Source organism: Kamptonema sp. UHCC 0994 (genome assembly GCF_029167235.1).
In the GTDB taxonomy this organism is placed as follows: Bacteria; Cyanobacteriota; Cyanobacteriia; order Cyanobacteriales; family Microcoleaceae; genus Kamptonema.
The window spans coordinates 46764-68345 of sequence record NZ_JARFTR010000125.1; the positions used below are offsets into that span (position 1 = coordinate 46764).

The 21582-nt window shown below is 43.6% G+C and carries 21 protein-coding genes and 2 pseudogenes; 15 read left to right on the forward strand and 8 right to left on the reverse strand.

Annotated features, from left to right (window positions below):
• Window positions 1–145: 145 nt before the first annotated feature.
• Both lepB and PY364_RS11775 read left to right on the forward strand, forming a co-directional pair.
• Window positions 146–739 (forward strand): signal peptidase I, encoded by a 594-nt coding sequence (gene lepB / locus PY364_RS11770; protein WP_275522714.1) that lies wholly within the window; start codon window positions 146–148, stop codon window positions 737–739.
• Between the two features lie 314 nt (window positions 740–1053).
• Entirely contained in the window at window positions 1054–1377 is a 324-nt protein-coding gene (locus PY364_RS11775; RefSeq protein ID WP_275522715.1) for a DUF1825 family protein, read from the forward strand.
• Here PY364_RS11775 and PY364_RS11780 read toward each other — a convergent pair.
• Window positions 1374–3299, reverse strand: a complete 1926-nt coding sequence (locus PY364_RS11780; RefSeq protein ID WP_275522716.1) for a penicillin-binding protein 1A — start codon at window positions 3297–3299, stop codon at window positions 1374–1376. The genes PY364_RS11775 and PY364_RS11780 overlap by 4 nt on opposite strands.
• A 143-nt stretch (window positions 3300–3442) precedes the next feature.
• Between PY364_RS11780 and tyrS the strand changes: the two genes are divergently transcribed.
• Complete coding sequence (gene tyrS, locus PY364_RS11785) at window positions 3443–4675, forward strand: tyrosine--tRNA ligase (protein WP_275522717.1); 1233 nt, start codon at window positions 3443–3445, stop codon at window positions 4673–4675.
• Window positions 4676–4857: 182 nt separating this feature from the next.
• Complete coding sequence (gene pyrF / locus PY364_RS11790) at window positions 4858–5577, forward strand: orotidine-5'-phosphate decarboxylase (RefSeq protein WP_275522718.1); 720 nt, start codon at window positions 4858–4860, stop codon at window positions 5575–5577.
• A 185-nt stretch (window positions 5578–5762) separates the two neighbouring features.
• On the opposite strand, the gene PY364_RS11795 is transcribed toward pyrF, so the two are convergent.
• Window positions 5763–7580 (reverse strand): bifunctional serine/threonine-protein kinase/formylglycine-generating enzyme family protein, encoded by a 1818-nt coding sequence (locus tag PY364_RS11795; RefSeq protein ID WP_275522719.1) that lies wholly within the window; start codon window positions 7578–7580, stop codon window positions 5763–5765.
• A 193-nt stretch (window positions 7581–7773) separates the two neighbouring features.
• A complete protein-coding gene (locus PY364_RS11800) occupies window positions 7774–8469 on the reverse strand; it encodes a uracil-DNA glycosylase (RefSeq protein ID WP_275522720.1) in 696 nt (231 codons plus the stop codon).
• Window positions 8470–8599: 130 nt separating this feature from the next.
• Here PY364_RS11800 and PY364_RS11805 point away from each other — a divergent pair, with 130 nt between their 5' ends.
• Entirely contained in the window at window positions 8600–9277 is a 678-nt protein-coding gene (locus PY364_RS11805; RefSeq protein ID WP_275522721.1) for a phosphoribosyltransferase family protein, read from the forward strand.
• A 38-nt stretch (window positions 9278–9315) separates the two neighbouring features.
• The gene (locus tag PY364_RS11810; protein ID WP_275522722.1) at window positions 9316–9606 is read left to right on the forward strand and encodes a hypothetical protein; all 291 of its coding nucleotides are present in this window, start codon (window positions 9316–9318) and stop codon (window positions 9604–9606) included.
• A 25-nt stretch (window positions 9607–9631) separates the two neighbouring features.
• On the opposite strand, the gene PY364_RS11815 is transcribed toward PY364_RS11810, so the two are convergent.
• Window positions 9632–10003: a VOC family protein gene (locus tag PY364_RS11815; protein ID WP_275522723.1), complete on the reverse strand. Its 372-nt coding sequence runs from the start codon at window positions 10001–10003 to the stop codon at window positions 9632–9634.
• A 204-nt stretch (window positions 10004–10207) separates the two neighbouring features.
• Between PY364_RS11815 and PY364_RS11820 the strand changes: the two genes are divergently transcribed.
• Complete coding sequence (locus PY364_RS11820) at window positions 10208–11554, forward strand: N-acetylmuramoyl-L-alanine amidase (protein WP_275522725.1); 1347 nt, start codon at window positions 10208–10210, stop codon at window positions 11552–11554.
• A gap of 70 nt (window positions 11555–11624) precedes the next feature.
• Here the strand turns inward: PY364_RS11820 and PY364_RS11825 are convergent, their stop codons facing one another.
• Entirely contained in the window at window positions 11625–12041 is a 417-nt protein-coding gene (locus PY364_RS11825; RefSeq protein ID WP_275522726.1) for a hypothetical protein, read from the reverse strand.
• 625 nt (window positions 12042–12666) lie between these two features.
• Between PY364_RS11825 and PY364_RS11830 the strand changes: the two genes are divergently transcribed.
• Window positions 12667–13098 (forward strand): hypothetical protein, encoded by a 432-nt coding sequence (locus tag PY364_RS11830; protein WP_275522728.1) that lies wholly within the window; start codon window positions 12667–12669, stop codon window positions 13096–13098.
• Between the two features lie 146 nt (window positions 13099–13244).
• The gene (locus tag PY364_RS11835) at window positions 13245–13685 is read left to right on the forward strand and encodes a DUF29 family protein (RefSeq protein WP_275522730.1); all 441 of its coding nucleotides are present in this window, start codon (window positions 13245–13247) and stop codon (window positions 13683–13685) included.
• Window positions 13686–13884: 199 nt separating this feature from the next.
• Here PY364_RS11835 and topA read toward each other — a convergent pair whose 3' ends face one another.
• Window positions 13885–16593 (reverse strand): type I DNA topoisomerase, encoded by a 2709-nt coding sequence (gene topA / locus PY364_RS11840; RefSeq protein WP_275522732.1) that lies wholly within the window; start codon window positions 16591–16593, stop codon window positions 13885–13887.
• A gap of 309 nt (window positions 16594–16902) precedes the next feature.
• On the opposite strand from topA, the gene PY364_RS11845 reads away from it, so the two are divergent.
• Window positions 16903–18372, forward strand: a complete 1470-nt coding sequence (locus tag PY364_RS11845) for a lecithin retinol acyltransferase family protein (protein ID WP_275522734.1) — start codon at window positions 16903–16905, stop codon at window positions 18370–18372.
• 138 nt (window positions 18373–18510) lie between these two features.
• Here the strand turns inward: PY364_RS11845 and PY364_RS11850 are convergent, their stop codons facing one another.
• On the reverse strand, window positions 18511–18738 hold the full coding sequence (locus PY364_RS11850; RefSeq protein WP_275522736.1) for a hypothetical protein: 228 nt from the start codon (window positions 18736–18738) through the stop codon (window positions 18511–18513).
• Window positions 18728–19018, reverse strand: coding sequence for a hypothetical protein (locus tag PY364_RS11855; RefSeq protein ID WP_275522737.1), 291 nt, complete (start codon window positions 19016–19018; stop codon window positions 18728–18730). The genes PY364_RS11850 and PY364_RS11855 overlap by 11 nt, the downstream gene beginning before the upstream one ends.
• Before the next feature lie 223 nt (window positions 19019–19241).
• Between PY364_RS11855 and PY364_RS11860 the strand changes: the two genes are divergently transcribed.
• From PY364_RS11860 to PY364_RS11880, 5 genes and pseudogenes are all read left to right on the forward strand, one after another.
• The gene (locus PY364_RS11860; protein ID WP_272031824.1) at window positions 19242–19466 is read left to right on the forward strand and encodes a DUF433 domain-containing protein; all 225 of its coding nucleotides are present in this window, start codon (window positions 19242–19244) and stop codon (window positions 19464–19466) included.
• Window positions 19466–19834: a DUF5615 family PIN-like protein gene (locus PY364_RS11865; protein WP_275522738.1), complete on the forward strand. Its 369-nt coding sequence runs from the start codon at window positions 19466–19468 to the stop codon at window positions 19832–19834. The genes PY364_RS11860 and PY364_RS11865 overlap by 1 nt, the downstream gene beginning before the upstream one ends.
• Window positions 19835–20221: 387 nt before the next feature.
• Window positions 20222–20641: pseudogene (locus PY364_RS11870) on the forward strand (element excision factor XisH family protein).
• Complete coding sequence (locus PY364_RS11875) at window positions 20629–20964, forward strand: XisI protein (protein ID WP_275522739.1); 336 nt, start codon at window positions 20629–20631, stop codon at window positions 20962–20964. The pseudogene PY364_RS11870 and the gene PY364_RS11875 overlap by 13 nt, the downstream one beginning before the upstream one ends.
• Before the next feature lie 40 nt (window positions 20965–21004).
• Window positions 21005–21517 (forward strand): annotated as a pseudogene (locus PY364_RS11880) (DUF6745 domain-containing protein); the annotation flags it as partial.
• Between the last annotated feature and the right edge of the window lie 65 nt (window positions 21518–21582).

A 21582-nucleotide genomic window follows, 5' to 3' on the forward strand; every position in this document is an offset into this window, starting at 1 on the left:
TATATGACCCTTGATAAAGGTTCTAGAGGAGAGAGCATCTTTTTTGATAAATATACAGTGAAGATTGATAGAGGTTTTTATCGAGTATTCTACGTAATAATACTGAAAGGTTAAAGGTAAACTAGGTGGAGAAGGCATCGGAGAAATGACATTTAAGGAAAAGAGTTTAGAGAAAGAAGTTTTAGGCAATGTTTCTGGTGCTTGGTGGTCGAGACTGTGGCGATCGCAGAAGGAAAATATCCAGATCGTGGCGATCGCACTGTTGTTAGCCCTGTTTATTCGGGCTTTTGTCGCTGAGCCCCGCTACATACCGTCCGATTCAATGGTGCCAACTTTACAAATAGGCGATCGGCTCGTAGTGGAAAAAGTCAGTTACCAATTTAAACAGCCAGTAACAGGTGACATTATCGTGTTTAGCCCTCCTCAACAGTTACAAAAGAAGGGTTTTACTAAAGATCAAGCCTTTATCAAACGACTGATCGGCGAACCAGGTCAAACAGTTGCCGTCCACAATGGTAAAGTCTACCTCGACAACAAGCCGCTTCAGGAAAACTATATTGCCGAACCGCCGGAGTATGAGTGGGGGCCACAGATTGTACCTGAAAACAAATACTTTGTCATGGGAGACAACCGCAACGATAGCAACGACTCTAGCAAGTGGGGATTTTTACCTAAAAGAAACATCATAGGCCGTGCCGTGTTTCGCTTTTGGCCCCTCGATCGTGGTGGGTTCCTATAAGTGGGGAGACTGGGAGACTGGGAGATGGGGGAACTTAAATCGAACCCACTCTCGAAGTCTCCCACTCTCCCGCTTTCCGTGTACGGATATTGCTACTGAATCCCTACCTCTAATGAGGTAGGGAGTTTTGTCGCTGACTGGTAAAATAGTACCAAGCCCTGTGGGAAGCCCCACTCATAGCAGTTTTCAATTGGGTAGGTAATATTTTTAATTAGCAATTAGCAATTAGCAATTAGCAATTAGCAATTACTGTTCTCATGCAATTGAAAACCGCTATAAACAAAATCAGTTAAATATCAAAAAATAGGACGACAATGGGATTTTTTGATTCAGAAATAGTTCAGCAAGAAGCCAAACAGTTGTTTGAGGATTATCAATCCCTAATCAAACTAGGCGGCAACTATGGCAAATTTGACCGTGAAGGCAAAAAGATGTTCATCTCCCAGATGGAAGCCATGATGGATCGCTACCGTATCTTTATGAAACGGTTTGAGCTCTCAGAAGACTTCATGGCTCAGATGACAGTAGAACAGTTAAAGACACAGTTGGGTCAATTTGGCGTAACGCCCCAGCAAATGTTTGAGCAAATGAACTCAACCCTGGAGCGGATGAAGTCAGAACTAGAAAAACAAGTCTAGGGCCGCTCAAAGTCCGAAGCGGGTCGGAAATTTTCCACAGGTACATTCTGCAAAGCTTGGCTCATAAAGTCACGCCAAACTGGAGCTACCATCGTACCGCCAGTAGCGCCGTAGCTTAAGGGCCGATAATCGTCATTGCCCACCCAAACCGCAACTGCCAATTGTGGTACGTAACCGACAAACCAGATATCCCGCTCAGAAGATGTAGTACCAGTTTTCCCGGCTGCTGGCCGGCCGATCCGGGCTGCCGTTGCCGTTCCCTGATTAATTACTCCTTGCAATACATTATTAAGAGAAGCTGCTGCCCAAGGATCGAGGACTAGCTTAGGTTTCGGTGTGTTGTCCAGCAAGACATTGCCACTGCTGTCAGTTACTTGGGCGATAAAGGTAGTATCCGACTGCCAACCATTATTTGCAAAGGTAGCAAAAGCCCCTGCCATTTCCAAAGGAGTCAGGTCAACAGCGCCCAAAGGCAAAGAAATCACAGGTTCCATCGGACTTTTAATACCCAGAATCCGGCAGACTTCAATTACTTTATTAAGTCCTACTGCCTGACCAATCTTGATCGCAGGCACATTTAACGATACCTCCAAAGCTTTACGAATCGTGACAGCACCAGAAAATCCGCCGCCGCCGTAGTTTTGGGGAGAGTAATAACCGTCGCCGTCGCGATAGCTAACTGGACTGTCGTAGACAACAGAATCAGGGCTATATTTGCCCGAGGCAAAAGCAGTGTAGTAAACAAAAGGCTTAAAGGAAGAACCAGGTTGTCGTCGAGCTTGAATGGCGCGGTTGTACTGACTTTTCTTGTAATCTACGCCACCCGCCATTGCCTTAACGAAGTGAGTACGGGGATCGACAGCTACCAGAGCAATTTGACCTTGATCGTAATCGCGATAAATTCCGTAATTATAAAGACGCTCGTGAGATTCCTTTACCGTAGATTCAGCTAGACGCTGAAGTTTCAAATCGATCGTTGTTTGAACCCGCATCCCCCCCTTGAGGACGGCATCTCGGCCGAATCGCTTAGTTAACTCATCTACAACCGCCTCTGTTACGTAAGGAACTTTACTCTTACTAAATGAAGTAATCTTTCCCAATCTAATCGGTTGCTTGCGAGCAGCAGCAGCTTCTTCGGGCGTAATCCACTTGAGCTCCTTCATCCGATTTAAAACAATGATTTGCCGCTCTTTAGCTCTTTGATATTTAACAAAAGGGCTGTACTCTTCTGGAGCTGAAATTAAACCTGCCATCATCGCCCCTTCTGCCAAGGTTAAGTCCGCAGAGGACTTGGCAAAATAACTTTGAGCAGCAGTTTCCACCCCGTACAAATTGTGACCCCAATAAACCTGATTCAGATACAAATCTAAAATCTGATCTTTCTTAAGAATCTGCTCTAAGCGGATTGCCATGACCGCCTCAGCTATTTTGCGGCTAAATTCGCGTCTGGGAGATAAAAACAGATTTTTCACTAGCTGCATCGTCATCGTCGAGCCGCCTTCAACAGTTTTGCCTCGCTCCAAGTTGACCAAAAACGCACGAGCAATGCCACCAGGGTTGATACCTTTGTGGTTGTAAAAATTACTGTCTTCGATCGCTAAGACTGCTCTTTTCAAGTGGGGCGAAATTTTGTTGAGCGGTACGACATCTCGGTTAGCCTCATCGTGGATACTAGCTATCGGTTTGCCGGTGATGTCGTAAATGTGGCTCGTTTCTGTCGGAGAGTAGCTTTGCAGGATACGAACGTCTGGGAGGTTGCGGAAACTGATCGCTAAACCAACCAGTCCGCCAGCGACAACTGAGCTGGCAAGCATCGTAATGCCGAGTATAGTTCCTGCTGTCACCTTACTGACTGACTGAACGAACTCAAAAACAGGAGCCGAGTTTTCCCGCTGGTTATTTTCGATCGCGTTGGTTGACACTTCAGTTCACTTCCTCACTCGATTTGAGATTTAAGATTTGAGATTTGAGATTTGAGATTTGAGATTTGATGTGGGGTGTGTTAACTGTTAACTGTTAATAGTTAACTGTGAGTGTAACCAATTCCACCCCGCCTTTGCAAAATATGTCTTCTAATCAAACTCCAACTCTAAGTCCCCATTTTTCGCGACTGCTGCGGGGCATCAGCGAGATTTTCCCCCATCAGCCGGATTCTGAGAACCCTGATGAGAATTTAGCCCAACGATTGGCAACTACAGACCGACCTTTGCGGATTAAATTAGGCATCGATCCCACTGGAGCAGACATTCACTTGGGACACAGCATTCCTGTTCGCAAACTTCGTGCTTTTCAGGATGCCGGTCATACAGCAGTCTTAATCATCGGTGATTTTACCGCAAGAATTGGCGATCCGACAGGGAAATCTGAGGCCCGCCGCCAGCTAACACCGGAGGATGTGGCTCAAAATGCCCAAACTTACATAGACCAAGTGCGTCCGATTCTAGATTTTGATACCCCTGGACGACTGGAAATTCGCTATAACTCGGAGTGGTTGTCTAAGCTTGACTTGACAAAAATCTTGGAACTTTTGGCGACGATGACGGTAGGGCAGATGCTCGCCAAGGAGGGTTTTGACACGCGGCTGGAACAGGGGACTCCGATTTATTTGCATGAGTTCCTTTACCCGCTAATGCAAGGTTATGATTCTGTGGCGGTGGAGGCTGATGTAGAGTTGGGAGGGACTGACCAAAAGTTTAATTTGGCGGTAGGACGAGATTTGCAGCGGCATTTTCGGATTAGGCCTCAGTTTGGGATGCTAACGCCGATTTTGATCGGGACTGATGGGGTTCAGAAGATGTCGAAGTCTCTGAACAATTATGTGGGTTTGTCGGAACATCCGAGTTTGATGTACCAAAAATTGCAACGGGTTCCCGATCGTTTGTTAGAGCAGTATTTTGAGCTATTGACAGATTTGCCATTGAATGAATTACCACAAGATCCGCGACAAAGACAGCAATTGTTAGCCTTTGATGTTGTCAAACAATATTACGATGAGGAAGCTGCTACTCAAGCGCGGCAGGCGGCGATTACTATTGGTCAAGGTGATGCTGCACAAGCTGATGCTGTGCCGGAATTTTCTGTGGGAGAGGTGAAGTTTCCCGCGAAGTTGTTTTATATTCTTAGTGCTAGCGGTTTGTGTGGGAGTAGTAATGAAGCTCGGCGGAAGATTCAAGAAAATGGTGTAAAGTTGGATGGAGATCGCGTTTCTGATGTTAATCTTTCTTTTGAGTCGCGTACTGATTTACAGGGTAAGGTTTTACAGGTTGGGAAAAATAAGTTTGTCCGCTTAGTTCCTTAATTGTATCTTCGTAGTAGTGGCTTTACCCATTAAGAATCTCTATCATAAAAGTTAAATGGCTAAGGCAATGGTGGGCAAAGCCGACAATTTTCTATGAATATTAGTTGCAATTTTTCGCGGCTTTGCCCACCATACATTTAGCTTCTTCCTTCTTCCTTATTCCTTCTTCCTTCTTCCTTCTTATGACCATTGCAAAACAGATTATTGTGCCTTTAGATGTCTCAAGTCAAGAAGATGCGATCGCACTCCTTGACAAATTACCAGATGTGTCTTTCTGGAAAGTGGGTTTAGAGTTATTTGTTAGTTCCGGCCCAGCTATTTTGACGATTTTAAAGGAACGGGAAAAGCGAATTTTTCTGGATTTGAAGTTCCATGATATCCCAAATACTATGGCGGGTGCTTGTCGGGCTGCTGCTAGGTATGGGGTGGATTTAATTACGATTCATGCTACGGCTGGGAAAGATGCCTTGAAAGCTGCACAGGAGGCGGTAGAGGAAGGTGCGATCGCATCGGGACAACCTACGCCAAATTTAATTGCGATTACGCTACTAACGAGTTTAAATTCCCGACAACTAGCCTTTGAACTTAAAATACCTTTGGAGTTGCCTGAATATGCTTTGAGTATGGCATTATTAGCTCAAGAAATGGGTTTGGCTGGGGCGGTTTGCTCTCCTGTTGAGGTAGCACAGTTAAGGCATTCTTGTGGTAAAGATTTTTTATTAGTTTGTCCAGGGGTGCGTCCGCAATGGGCCCAAGGGGGCGATCAAAAGCGATCGCTTTCTCCAGCGGCGGCTTTAAAAGCTGGTGCTAATTACTTGGTGATTGGTCGGCCAATCACTACTGCGGACGATCCAGTAGCGGCTTTTGCACGTATTTGTGATGAGATTGCCGTACCATTGTAACTAAATAAATGTAACTAAAGAAACCGGGTTTCTGTGAAATATTTGGTTGGTGACGAGACATCTACAAAGAAACCCGGTTTCTTGGCCCGGTGTGCGTTTTTTTAAACAAAAATCGGCGACAAAAGGTAACAGAAAGAGATGAAATTTAAGCAGTGTAAAGAGCAAAAGGACAAAAGTATAAAGGGCTAAGAAGTCCACACAACCGCAGAAACAACACGAAAACCGAGGAGGCTGCTGCGAATGTCCGGCGCATCGTAGTTGAAGCGAAACGCCGCGCGGCAATAGACGGGATAGTTGAGCCACGAACCACCGCGCAGCAGCCGGGTTCGCTTATCATGTATTGACTTGACTAATAAATCAATATTATTCTGATAACGATTATCATTATTTTTATCCCAAACGCTGCCATCAGTAGGTGCTCCATGATAGCTCTTGTGCCAGGGGTCAGCGCACCATTCCGAAACATTACCGTGCATATCATATAAACCAAAGGCATTGGGTGGAAAACTGCCTACATCTGTAGTTTGTCCTCGATACTGACCTGTTGGTGAATTATCGTAAGAATATTCGCCGTTATAGTTAACCAGATCAGTAGTAATTGTTTGACCAAAATAGAACGGTGTAGTCGTACCAGCACGACAGGCATATTCCCATTCTGCCTCACTGGGTAAGCGATAATTACGTCCTGTTTTTTTAGATAGCCGAGCACAAAATTCAACAGCATCATACCAAGAGACTTTTTCTACTGGTCGGTTATTACCTTTGAAAGAAGAGGGGTCTGGGTTGAGGTCAAATTGAATCTTCGGCAATTTAGCTATAGCTTTCCACTGTGCTTGAGTGATCGCATATTTTCCCATTAGGAAAGCTTGAATTGTCACCAAATGTTGGGGTTTTTCATTATCACAGCTTTCTGCTTCATTTGGCGGTGAACCCATAGTGAAACTTCCACCGGAAATAGCAATCATTTCCAAAGTAATACCATTACCCAAGTCTTCAGTAAAAGACTGCAACTGAGAAAGATTGAGTTGAGATTTGGCTGATGTTGGAGTAGGTGCTGCTGGTGAAGGCTGAACAGGTTTTGGTTGAGATTTAGCTGATATTGGAGTAGATACTACTGAGCCAGAATTAAGAGCTTGTAATACTTCTGCTGCTGATTGATAACGCGCACCCACTGGAAACTGGATCATTTTATCTAATATTTCCGCCAAGTCATTGCTAATAGAAACTGATTTATTCCTCCATACCCATTCCATTTGCATTGGCTCAAAAATTTCGTCAACCCAAGTTCCATTTTTTTCTTCCGGCAAACACCCAGTTAATAACCGAATGCAAGTTACACCAAGACTGTAGAGGTCACTCGCCGGAAAAACATGACCTTGCATTTGTTCTGGTGCTGCATAACCAGGACTACCAGTAACAGTTCCCACTCTAGTCAAAACACTACCGCTCAATCCCTTGGCAACGCCAAAGTCAATTAACACTAGAGAACCGTGAGAATTTCTAATGATATTATCTGGCTTAATATCTCGGTGAATTACTTTTTGCTTATGCACAAAATCTAAGATTTCTAGCAGTTCATTTAGTAATTGCTTAATCTGTTTTTCGCTAAACTTTCCCTGCTGTTGTAAGTCTTTTAACAAATCCTCACCGTCAATAAATTCTTGGACTAAATAGAAGCGATTATCTTGTTCAAAGAATGCTAATAAATCCGGGATTTGAGGATGTTTACCTAAGTCTCGCAGTCGTACCGCTTCTTGTTTAAATAATTCAGTTGCTTTCTGAATAGCTGCACTCCCTTGTTGTTGCGGGAGGAATTGTTTAATTACACAGACTGTATCAAGTCGATGTTCATCTAAGGCCTTGAATGTCCGGCCAAAACCACCTTCTGAAATGTATTTAACTGCACGGTATCTATCTCCGAGTAGTAGTTTATTGCCGCATTTTTGGCAGAATTTGGTGGTGGGATTTTGATTTAGACAGTCAGGATTAAGGCATTTACTCATAATTACTCCTTTATGTAAATATGTAGGGGCGGTGCCCCCGTGCCCGCCCTGATACTGATTGATGCTGACGGGGCAACCACAGGGGATTGCCCCTACAATAATTGTACGATTTATTACAGGGGTTTTAACCCCTGGCGGACAGGGTTTGACGTTAAGTTGACACCAATGGGTAATGCCGTGTCCTTACACGGATCTACAATGAATTTGAAGATTTTAATTCATCAAATTTTGCCTTCACAATCTGAATATCTTGCCACATTAACCATTTAGGACTGCCTTGTTCGCGGGAGGGATTGCGTAACAAATAAGAAGGGTGAAAAATTGGCATACATTGCCGACCTTCCCACTGAATCCACTGACCGCGAACTTTGCTAATAGGTTGCTTTTCACCCGTCAAACCTTTGAGTGCTGTTGCGCCGGTCAATAAAATAATTTTCGGGTTGACGATGCGAATTTGTTCGAGCAAATATGGTTTACAAGCATCTCTTTCTTTAGGTGTGGGAGTGCGGTTATCTGGAGGTCTGCACTTATTGATATTACAAATAAATATGTCATTTTCTGTACTCAAACCAACAGATTCTAAAATTTTATCTAAAAGTTGCCCAGACCTGCCAACAAAGGGCAATCCGGTTTCGTCTTCATTTTGACCGGGTGCTTCTCCTATAATCATAATTGGTGCTTGCAAATTGCCACGCCCGATGACGGCATTCTGACGGTTTTTGCCTAATTCGCATCTGTGGCAGCGGTTGCAATGTTCTGCTATTTGCTCCATAGTTTTATAAGTGCCGGGAGGAATGGAAATTTTGACATCATTGGGGATTGAGTCTCGCTGTAATGAGGCTCCAAAATTCGGTTCGTCAAAAAGGCTGAGTTGTTGATCGCTGGACATAAAATTGAGGGAATGAAGAGTTTTTTTAGTCTAGAGTTTATAGTTTATAGTTCTGGGGTGAAATGTGACAGCCTACTCTTGGCTGAAAATCAGTCATTATACAGGTGGGTGATGCTAAGCAGGCAGCGCTATGTTATTTAATCCGTTGTTTGACGATCGCGCCGACGCAGGCGAGAAACTAGCCGAAGCTATTTTTTCTGAGGTAGCTAAATTTAATGAAAGCGCACAGGAGACTGCTAAACCCATTGTTTACGGTTTACCACGAGGCGGGTTGCCGATCGCACTACCGATCGCCCGTCGGCTTTGTTGTCCTTTAGATGTCGTCGTAGCGAAAAAAATCACCCGCCCAGATAATCCAGAATTAGCGATCGGGGCAGTGACAGCGGATGGTCATGTTCTGTGGTCTACCCAAAAACCACGCAACGTCCGAGTCCAAAATACTGCACTTGAGAAAGCTCTAGAAAAAGCTCAAGCTCAATTGATTGAATTTTCTCCTAAACGCCCCATAGTTAACCCTGTAGGTGCTTTAGCAATTTTAGTTGATGATGGTATTGCTACGGGGATGACAATGATGGCGGCGGCTCAAGCTTTGCGGTTGCAGCAACCAGCAGCGGTTTGGATTTGTGTACCCCTCGCGCCCCTAGAAGTGATAGCATCTTTGCAGCAGGAAGCCGATCGCGCGATCGTTTTGGAAACCCCCGATCCATTCTATAGCGTCAGCAACTTTTACCGCGAATTCCCACAAGTAGAAACAGAAATCGCGATCGCCTGTTTGCAACAACAAACGGAGTGGTTGTCCGAACCATGAATTATTCTTGATTAAGTAAATCCTTCTTCCTTCTTCCCATGAGAATTTGGCAATTTTGGTGGCAAACATTAATTTTATCTACTCAGCATAATCCGCCTCGGTTTATTGAGCTAGTAATGTTAACGTTGGCGATGATCCTACTCTTGTTGTGGAGTCTGACAGCAGAATGGCCTTATGTAGTGCTATCTCTAAGCTATGTAATTGGCTCGTCTATTTCAATTTTAGTGCGGGAAGCTCTCAGCCCATCCTCATATATCCAGCCAACTCAAGTGACAGCGGTATTATTACTAATTATCAGTTTCTACAGTTTTGCTGAGCTGCTTCGTTAAAGAGTTCTGAGTTTTGAACTTTGATTTAATGGGACTGATGCAAAATTAGACGATTACCAGCAGGGTCGTAGGCGTAGATTTCTCGACCGTGAGCAGCGGTTAAAATTTCTCCAGGGGGTGGGTAGCCCAAAGTGGTAAGATGCGCGATCGCAGATTCTAAGTCCCTCACCTCCAAACACAGGCTAATACTTGTCCGCCCTTGATTAACAAACTCTGATGAGTTAGAATCTTTAGGCTTGAATATACCGAGCCTCAATCCGTGCAGGTCAAATTCAGCATAGACGTTTTTAGTGTAAAATCTTGGTTCTTGACCAAGCAATTCAGCGTAAAATTTTACTAGATTTTCGCTATTAAAGTCTGCTAAAGTAACTAAGATCGAAGTCCAATCAAAAACCATATATCAACCTTAAATCAGTTATGAACATCATCTCATATCGATTCCATTGGCATCTGAATCAATAAAGAATTACTAAATTGGGTGGAGCGTAGCGTCACCCACCACCAAAGTTTATTTAACAGTTAACAAAGAGTTGGGCTCCGCTGCGATCGCGCCTCAACCTACTACTACTTGGTTGAATCTAAAATCTAAAATCCAAAAGATATGGGCAGAATTTTTTTATCAGCGGCTCACGGCGGCTTTGAAAATGGAGCAAGAGATCCTGGAACGATCGCAGGTGGTACAACAGAAGCGAAGGAAATGATCCTGATTCGCGACTTGGTGGTAGCTGAATTGCGATCGCGAGCTGTCGAAATTATTGCAGTACCCGACGAACTCTCTCAAGAACAGACTATTGACTGGATCAACGCCCGCTCTCGCAAAGACGATTTAGCCCTAGAAATCCAAGCTAGCGGTGCTTCTAACCCTTCTGTGCGTGGCGCAACAATTTTTTACATCTCAGCCAATAATGAACGCAAAGCTGATGCAGAAATGCTAATCATGGCCTTGCTGCGGCGGGTTCCCCAATTACCCAATCGCGGAGCAAAACCAGACAGCGCTACTGGTTTGGGGCGATTGATATTTTGCCGATGGATTCTGATTCCTTCTTTACTACTAGAAATTGGCTATCTTACTAACCCCGACGATCGCGCTTTGATTCAAACTCGCCGCCGTGACATCGCCCTAGGAATTGCTGATGGTTTGTTAATGTGGAGCAGAGGCGGCTCAATCCCCACTCCGCCGCCCAATACCTATTTTCCGATCAACATCAATATCAACGGTCAAATTTATGGAGAGCAGGGAGTTTTAATTAATGGCAATTCCTACATTCCCATTGATTTAGTAGACAGATTGAAAGTTGACTTATCTAAGATTACTAGAGTTAACCGCGTCACCTATAAAAATATTGTCTACGTCAAAGCAATAGAACTGCGAGATTTCAATATCGCCGTGACTTGGGACAATCCTAACCGCGCTGTAGTTTTGCGCTCTAACTTCAAGATCGATCCGGGTAATATAGACAAAATTATGACACCTGGAAGCGCTACTGAGGTGCAGTTAATGATGTTTTTAAAGACAAATAATGAGAGCGTTTTAAATGATTTTCCCGATATAGCTAAGCTCTATCGAGAGGAAGGAACTATTGAGGGAGTTAACTACGATCTTGCTTTTTCTCAAATGTGTTTAGAAACCAATTTCCTGCGATTTGGCGGAGAAATCCGCACAACTCAAAATAATTTTGCAGCTTTAGGATCTATAGGTGGATCTGTCGAAAGTGCATCTTTCCCCAGTGCCAGAGTTGGCGTAAGAGCTCACATTCAACATTTAAAAGCTTACGCCAGTACGGAGCCGTTAGTGCAGGATCTTGTAGATCCCAGATTTCGCTTTGTGACACGAGGAATTGCTCCTTTAGTAGATCAACTTAGCGGACGCTGGGCGGCTGATGTGCAGTACGGCTCTAAAATTTTGACTCTCGTTAAAAAGCTCTACGAAATCGCAGGTTTAATGTAAGCTTCAACACAGTTAACAGTTAACGGTTAACTGCTAACTGTTAACTGTTAACTGTTAACGGTTAACTGTATTAGATAACTCCCGGCCCTTTACCGCGCGTGTCGCCTTCCGTTGTTAGCTTTCCAGTTTCGTTGTTGTCTTCCTTGAGTTCTTTGAGTGCTTCAGCGCGATCGCGAGCTTTTGCTTCCTCTTTTGCCCGTAAGTCTCCAGGTTCATTAATATACATTTCAGGTTCGATCGCATAGTTGTTAGCTAAACCCTCTTTATCTACAGTGTACCCATCTGTAGTACGAATGCGATCGGGATGCGCTAACTCATCATTATTTGCACTTTCTACGTCTGCTTCTGTGGTAATGTGCATAAAACCCTCTCCCTCACGTTCTTGACGCGCTGCTGTCTCAGCCGGAGTAATACCCCGATCGTAGTGAGGAGCTTCCATGTTTTCTTCGATGCGTTCGTCTGTAGGTGTTTGTTTGCTAATAGACATGAGGTTACTCCTGAGTATTTATTCACAAAATCTTTGCTTTATATTTCAACAGTAGCCTTAAACTAAATTAGGAAGAAACTATCCTTAGTTGTACTTTATGGTGTTATACTTTAGAGTGATAAGACACTTTAAATATCTGCCTTTAGATTGATTGCATTAATTTAATTGTGTGCATTTAAGAATATTTCACGATTGGAAACTGCGACTTATTAAGCGAAACCTGACGAGAGTTAGCTATAGATATTAGCTATGCGATCGCACCCTAACAAGGAACCAATTTTTTCCTAAGAAATTCTAAAACTAATAATAGCGCGGTTAAATTTTGTCAATTAAGCATATAGCTCATCTTTACCCTAGAAGCCTAGAGTTTGCATAGGATCGATTGAATAGCAGCGTTCCTGGGAATCTTCCTGAAAAGTTGGCATACGCTCAGTAGGCTTAATCAAGCTTGCCATTATTAACCTCGTTTAGCCGTCAATGTCAATGGGGATCTATATTTCAACTCAGAGAAAAAAGAAATTTTTCCAACAGTGAACCTTTCCCGAACCTCACCCAGTCTAAAAGAATACAACAAGCAAACAGGCTAGTTTACACCAACCACTTAAATTTTATCACAGCGATCAAAATGAAGAAACAATTGTTATTTCTGCCCGGAGTAATTGCCTTAATTATTGCTGCCGCCCCGGTAATTCCCGCATTTACTAATACTGCCGTTGCTGCTGATGCTCAACCAGGTAGAGCCGGTGGAGCGAGAGCGAAATCTAATCAACTGAATTTGACTGATGCTCAAAAGGCACAAATGAAGCAAATTCGAGAATCTAGCCGCCAACAAATGGATGCTATTTTCACCCCAGAGCAAAAAGAACAACTCCGCACAGCTCGGCAACAACGACAAAAGCCTAACCTGAATTTGAGTGAAGATCAAAAAGCAAAACTCAAAGCGATTCGCGAAAGTTCTAAGAGTCAGATGGATGCGATTCTAACTCCTGAGCAAAAGCAAAAGCGTCAGGAAATGCGAGCTTCGCATCCGAGAAATCAGCAAGGTCAGTCTAAATAGAACGGACAGTCTGTAATGATTCTTTAATTGACTCAAAAAGCGGAAGAGAAAGATAAATTATTCTCTTTCGCTTTCTGCTTTTGAATTAATACTAATAGTGTGATATACTGCTAATAATAAAGCATTAATTAAATAAGTCAAGCCTGATGGAAGAACTATTCACCCTCAAAGACTTACTGCTCAAGGGAGATATTTCAGGGGCATTAATTATAGTCGATGAACTAGAAGAAATGAGCCGCGACGATAAAATTAGTAATATTCGCAGCTATGCTATAATTATGCTGCTGCATTTAATCAAACAGCAGGTAGAAAATCGTACAACTCGCTCTTGGGATATTTCAATTCGCAATTCATCACGCCAAATTCAGAGCAAGAATAAGCGACGTAAAGCAGGTGGTTATTACTTAATACCTCAAGAGTTACGCCTTGCCTTAGAAGAAGCTTATCCAGATGCAATCGATGGGGCTGCATTGGAGGTAGAGTCAGGGCGTTATGAATCAGAAGAATTAGAAACTATGGTTAATAGAGAAGAAATCTTAGATCGGGCAATGGCATTAATTTTACCATCTGAATCCTCGCAGTCTTAATCCAGAAAAAAAGCTAGTTAATTACTTGCAATTTGTTAAGTAAATCCACCTAATTAAACATAAGATCGGGATTGCTAAAAAGCTAACTGTAGAAACATTCTTTCTTCTACTTATTGCAAAGGAATTATGTCATCGCGAGTGAAACGAAGCAATCGCAAGGTTTTGGGATTGCTTCGTTTCACTCGCAATGACAAGTGTTTTATGACTTAGCTTTCTTCTTCGCCGCCGTCGTAGTTGTAGCTTTCTTAGTAGTTGTCTTAGTAGCCGTTGACGACTTTGAAGACTTCGCCGCCGTAGTTGTCTTAGTTGACTTCTTCGACTTGCTAGTAGATTTTGTCCCCGAACTTTCCTTAGCGGCTAAAAGGTCGAGTGCCTTTTCTAAGGTAAAATTCTCCACAGCTTCATCCTTCGGCAAAGAAGCATTTATCTTGCCATGTTTCACATAAGGGCCGTAACGTCCATCATAAACATTGATCGGTTCGTCATCGGCGGGATGATTACCTAAAACCCGCAAAGGTTCGACAGTTTTGCTACTTTTACCGCGAGCAGCTTTGGGTTGTGCTAACAACTCTAAAGCACGTTCAAAGGTAATTGTGATTACATCATCACCAGCTTTTAACGAGCGATATTCCTTGCCTTCCTTACCGCGATCGCTAACTACATAGGGCCCATACATCCCTAAACTTGCCTGAATTTTAGCCCCCGTCTCTGGGTGTAAGCCCAAATTGCGCGGCAAAGATAGCAAACCAACGGCCATTTCTACGGTAACGCTTTCCTTAGCTACCCCTTTTGGTAAAGAAGTCCGTTTAGGTTTCTTATTCTCCTCAGTAGATAAACCTAACTGCACGTAAGGGCCGTAATTTCCGACAAGAATGTAAATAGGTTCCCCTAACTCCGGGTGCATTCCTAATTTTTCTGGGCCTTCGGTTTTTTGCCGTAGGATTAATTCAATTTGTGCTGGATCTAAATCTGCTGGTGTTAAATCTGGCGGAATAGAAGCTGTCACCATGCCTTCGGGACTTTCTGCCTCGATGTAAGGGCCGAATTTGCCGATACAGACTTTGGCTGGTAAATTTTCTAATTCTACAGTCCGGGCAAGTTTAGCATCAATTTCAGTGTCGCCACTTTTAACTAATGTTTGCAGACCAGTTTCACCTAGATAGAATTTTCGCAGGTAAGGCAACCATTGAGCTTCGCCGGTAGCAATTTCATCTAGTGTTGCTTCCATTTTAGAAGTAAAGCTAGTGTCTACCAAATCGGGAAAATGTTTTTCCAACAATGCTGTGACTGCAAAGGCGGTAAAAGTAGGAATTAAGGCATTTGCTACTAACTTGGCATAGCCGCGATCGATAATTGTGCCGATGATGCTGGCGTAGGTACTGGGACGACCAACGCCTTCACTTTCTAAAGTTTTAACTAAAGAAGCTTCGGTAAATCTGGCAGGCGGCTGTGTTTCGTGACCGATCGCTTCTAATTCGGTACAATTAGGGCGATCGCCTACTTTCAAAGGTGGCAAAATTACCTCTTGGTCTTCTAAAGCTGCATCTGGATCGTCGGAACCTTCCACGTAGGCCCGCAAGAAACCGGGGAAGTCGATGCGTTTCCCAGAGGATCTAAACCCTGCATCTTCTACCTGCAACTGTACGGTAATGTGAGTTTGGCGCGAGTCAGCCATTTGAGAGGCGACTGTCCGCTTCCAAATTAAGTCATAAACTCGGAAATCTTGACCTTCTAAGCCTGTTTCCTGGGGTGTGCGGAAAGTGCTACCAGCGGGCCTGATGGCTTCGTGGGCTTCTTGTGCGCCTTTGCTTTTGGTAGTGTATTTACGGGGTTGGGGGCTGAGGTATTCGTTACCGTACAGGGCTTGAACGCAACTGCGGGCGGCCTCGATCGCCTGTTCGGATAAATGCACCGAGTCAGTCCGCATATAGGTAATAAAACCCCGTTCGTAGAGGCCTTGGGCAACTCGCATGGTTTCCCGCGCACCCAGTCGCAATTTGCGGTTAGCTTCCTGCTGCAAAGTCGAGGTGGTAAAGGGTGGCGAGGGTTTGCGGGTGACGGGCCGTTCCTCGATGTTGGCGACATTCCAGGGTTTATCTAGGAGGCGATCGCGCAACGCATTAGCCTCTTCCTCATTCAGCAATAACACATTGCGGCCGGCAGCAATGCGCCCCGTACTTTCATCAAAATCGCTACCTGTGGCAACTTTCACATTGCGGACGGTAACGAGTTTGGCATCAAATTCACTGCCCTTTTGCCCTTTCTTGGCATTAGGCGGAGTCAAAGTTGCTTTTAAATCCCAGTAACTCCCTTGGCGGAAGGCGCGGCGATCGCGTTCTCGGCGGACTAAAAGCCGCACTGCTACTGACTGTACCCGCCCCGCTGATAGCCCTCTGGCGATTTTTTTCCACAACAGAGGAGAAACAGTGTAACCCACCAGCCGATCCAAAATTCGCCGCGTTTCCTGAGCCCGAACTACGTGCTCGTCGATGCTGCGACAGTGAGTTAAGGCGCTGCGGATGGCTTCACGAGTGATTTCGTGAAAGACCATCCGTTTGATGGGGACTTTGGGCTGGAGGACTTGCAACAAGTGCCAGGAGATGCTTTCACCTTCCCGGTCTTCGTCGGTAGCCAGAATCAGTTCGTCGGCTTCTTTGAGTGCGTCTTTGAGTTCCTTGACTATTTTCTTTTTATCTTTGGGGATAACGTAAAGCGGTTCAAAGTCAGCTTCCACGTTTACGCCCAATTGCGCCCATTTTTCTCCTTTGACGGCTTCGGGAATTTCTTCGGCGGAGGATGGGAGGTCGCGCACATGACCCATTGATGCCTCTACGCGGTAGGTGGAGGGCAGGAAGTTGCGAATGGTGCGGGCTTTAGTAGGAGATTCGACGATGACGAGGGTTGACATAGCACATCTTTTAAGGATAGCGGCGAGGCTAGTAATTTCTAGTGAGTGATAGTTTAAGCCGGATGTCAAGGGGTGGGCTCGAAGCGATCGCTTTTTTGCCAAGGCGGAGGCTACCTCATTTCACGCTATCTCAATTTTTAACTTAATGCCGAGCGATCGTGTGGGAGGCGATCGGGCGATCGGGATTTTGGCCTGGTTTTTTGGCTAAGGCTGCCTCAGCTTACCTTATCCTGAAAATATGGAGTTAAGACGGTTCTGGTAAAGGCGCGATCGCCCTGCTGACTTTGATCGGAAAGGAGAAGACTCATTATGGGAAAAGGAGATCACATCTATGTGGACTGCGGTGCTTACACACATCATGGAATTGATTGTGGTGATGGTACTGCCATTCATTACATAGGAGAAGCACTAAAAGGTGTGATTACTCGCACGTCTCTAGCTGAATTCACATCTGGCAAGCAACTCTTTGTGAAAAAGTATGAAGTTTCTGATTTATCAGATATCATTCTTTTGAGGGCAAAAAGTCGTTTAGGTGAAAATAAATACGATCTACTTTTCAACAACTGTGAACACTTCGCTACATGGTGTAAAACTGGTAAACATGAAAGCGAACAAGTAAATCGTGCGGCGACAGTAGCAGTAATTGGAGCATCAATTGGAGGAATAAAGAGTATGCAAGCCGTTAGTGCAACTTATCAAGTTTCTGAAGATATTTCTGCCGGACTTAGCAATGGTTCTTTAACGCGGATTGGTGGCGTTATTCGTAAGACTAATACAACACAAATAGTTGCTTGTGTACGTGAAACAACCCCTAATATTTCCCCTGTTTCAAAGCTGCTTCAGATTGGTGCATCTGCAAGTATCCTTAACTTAGGGGTAACAATGATGGGTTTTGCCATAATAAACCATCGCCTAAATGAATTAGAGCAACGCCTAAAACAAGCACAGGAAGTTTTAAACAAGATTAACCGCAAAATTGACCTTGGATACTATGCGAATTTTCGAGCTGCACTAGACTTGGCAGCTAAAGCCATCACGATGAAAAATCCTGAAACTCGCAAATCTATGGCAATTAATGCGATCGGTGATTTGCGAAAAGCTGATTTTATCTATACTGATTACACAGACAAAGAACTTGAACAAGGTAGCCAGATAGTTGATGAATATCTGTTAACCTTATTACTAGCCTATGTTGCTGAGGCGCGTTGTTATTTGGAGTTAGAAGCACCAGATACCGCACTTGAACTCTTGCGAGACGGAGCGGCAAAAGTGCGTCCGCGTATGCAGAAATACGTTGATTTGTTACTCACCTCTAACCCAGCAGCATACTTACAACCTGAGTATAAAGGTGAGATTGATTTGCGTAGGCTAACTCGGATTTACCAATGGAGCGATCCGAATTTAGATGAAAATGCAGTATTCGATCTTCATCGTGAGAATTTGGTTAAGCTAGTACAAGATCCTAACAAATGGGTAGCTTCTCTACCACCAGCAATTTTAGATCGGGTTGAAGTGAAAGGATGGATATTTGGGCCAAGTGAGGACGATTTAAAGCGAGAGGCGATCAAACGTCTACCTCAAGTGCTTGAAGTCATCGAAAATATGATTGAAACTTATCAGCGTTTTGAAGCGTATAAGGTAGAAGTAGAAGCTATTGATAAACTAGGAATTAGTTTCCAAGATTGGATTAAATTAGCTCCTGCTGAGAATAAACCGGAGGATGCAGAGTTAATGTACATTATCCCAGATAAGCCATTGGATATAGTATTTGCCAGTTGAAATAAAGAAGGCGATCGCACTTCACTAAGCTTAACTGTGCTAAGATTGAAAGCGAGATCGCCTTACAATTCCCCAATCTCAAAGCGCGATCGCCCTTCATCAATCAATAAAAACTTCTGGGTTTGTTTAACTACAAGTCTAAACGTGATAAGCAGTAATAGCAACTGTTCCATCAGGACTGTAAATAGCTTCAATGCGTCTAAAAGTAGAATGATTCCACCACACTTTTAAGCGATTTCCTTGAGCCGGAGCCGTACCAAATTTAGCGTAACCTGCTGTCAATAAAATTAACTCAAATTCTGTAGATGGCAAAGTTTTTACGGTAATTTGAGGGATACCATCAAGCTTATGCTTATCAAGGGTCATAACTACCTTGATAACTGCTGTAAATATGGTAGCCAGGGAGCACTAAAGCAATGCCAATTGGACTGTGAATTGTCCCCGGATAGCTTTCTTCCGGTAAACTACCTCCAATCCGAATTTTGATTGCACCTAGCCAAATATATAACCCTGGAATTAAAGTATCTAAACTGTAGGCGATCGCTCGCATTTGCCGATCGGCGGAATTAATCGGTTTTAAAGACTGCGGCTTTTCAGGTTTGGAAATAGACATGGCACTAATTCCTGTGCGGTACGGTGCATTCATCGGTCTTGTTGATTACACTTTAACGTAACCTAATCTTCATTTTTCAAGTGTTAAGCTTATTTTACTATTTGGTTGCGATGCCTGCGACTGATTACGCCTACGCCCCTCTCCCATCCCCAATCTCAAAGCGCGATCGCCATTTCAAATCCTTATCAATATCGGACTCAAATATTTACAGCTACAATGTTAAGATATAAGTCATCAGAGTCAGAAAGGAAGAATTATGCCCGTAAACTGGAGAGAACATATCGTCAGTACCCCCGATGTATTGCGAGGTAAACCAAGAATCAGAGGAACTAGAATTCCCGTTAGTCTCATTTTAGGTTATTTAGCATCAAGTAATACTGTCGAACACATTATTTCTGAGTTTCCCGATCTAGTTAAAGAACAGATAGATGCTTGCCTGGATTATGCCCGCGATTTGTCAGATTTTGAAACAGTTGCCTAATGAGTTTAAGATTGTTTATCGATCAATGTGTTCCTAACTCTATTATTCAAATTCTTCGTGATGCTGAACATGAAGTTTTTGTTTTGAGAGACTACATCCCTATTGAATCTCCAGATATTATTGTCATTGCCCAAGCTCAGGAATTAAATGCCATACTTGTTTCTCTCAATGGAGATTTCGCTGATATTGTGACTTATCCACCAAGCGCATATCAGGGAATTATCTCTATTCAACTGAGAAATCACCCGGAAATTATACCTCAATTGATGACAAGGCTAACAGAATATTTCTCGTTGTATAATAGCCCTGAACATTACCGAGGTAAATTACTGCTCGTAGAAGTCTACAGAATTCGCATTCGAGAGTAATAATTGTCGCGATCGCGCCTCTGCCATCCCCCAATCTCAAAGTGCGATCGCTCTCATTTTGGATATTTTCTGGAAGCATGAAGAACGCGAATAACTTGTACAGTTTCCTCTTTGTAGTCGGTAAATATCGCAGAAAGTGCCGCTTTTTTCTCGCTATCCAGTGTCAGCATGATGTCAAGGGGTCGGCTCGAAGCGATCGCTTTTTGCCAAGGCGGAGGCTACCTCATTTCACGCTATCTCAATTTTTAACTTAATGGTGAGCGATCGTGTTGGAGGTAATGGGGGGCTAGTTTTTTGGCAAAAGCTGCCTCAGCTTACCTTGATTGCGGGAAATTGCGCTAAATTATAGTCAAAATTGTATGGGAGCTAAGTCTTTCAGTAAAATTTATGTCTGCTAGGGATGTCTTCCATCAATCTGTGATATCTGCTCTCCAGAAGGATAATTGGGTAATTACCCACGATCCACTAAGGCTAAAGTTTGGCGAAGACGATCGGCTTAGTATTGACTTGGGAGCAGAACAGCTTTTGGCCGCAGAGCGTGGTTTGCAGCAGATTGCGGTGGAGGTTAAAAGCTTTCTGAGTGAATCAGCGATGTTTGATTTCCACTTAGCCCTCGGTCAATTTCTGAATTATCGCTTAGCGCTTAGGAGACTAGAGCCGTCGCGATCGCTTTATTTGGCAATTCCGATCGCTGCTTATGATTAATTTTTCTATCGTGCTTTACCCCAAGCAGCGATAACTGAGTATCAATTGAAGTTGTTGATATATGACCCTACGAATGAGGTGATTGTGCAATGGATAAACTAACTGAATATCGGCAAATTGTGCGTACTTTCCTGATGGAATATAGCAAGACTAAACCCATAAATGGCGATATTGAAGTACAGGTTTTATGTGACACTGAACACGATCATTATCAATTAGTGGACTTAGGTTGGGAAGGCCACCATCGGATTTATAGCTGTCTGATTCATTTAGATATCCGAAATGGAAAAGTCTGGATTCAGCGCAATCAAACTGATGAACTGATTGCTGAAAGTTTAGTGCTAATGGGTGTGGCACGGGAGGATATTGTTTTGGGGCTTCAGCCTCCCTATGCAAGACAGTTTACCAGCTATGGTGTGGCTTAGACAGAAGAATGTGACTTAATCGAGTTTGCAATTCTCTAAAAAATCGCTAGTCGAGAATTGTGGCTGGATTTATCCTTTTAAAGAAATTTGCTATGTGTGCGATCGCCCCCGTATCCTTTCCTTCGACTCTCAACAGCGACTCCACGCCGAAGGATCGCCCGCAATTCAATTTTCTGATGGTTTCAGCGTGTATGCCTATCACGGCGTGAGATTACCTAAAAAATACGGAAAATTTCACCCTCAACAGTGGCGTTCAGAATGGCTATTATCGGAGGATAACGCCGAAGTTAGGCGAGTGCTAATTGAAGGAATAGGTTATGACAGAATTTGCCAAGAATTGGCAGCAGTAGAGTTAGATTCTTGGCAAGAATACACGCTGTTAAAAATAGATAATAATATCGATGTTGAGGCAATTTATTTGTTAAAGATGACTTGCCCTAGTACCGGACACATTCACGTTTTGCGCGTACCGCCTGATGTAGAATCAGCTAGGGAGGCTATTCGGTGGGTGAATTGGGGAATCGATCCAGAGGAATTTGTTGTACAAACTTAAAGGAAATTATATGAACAATCCTGAAACAGAAATAAAAATGCAATTGCGGTCACGTATCACCGAAA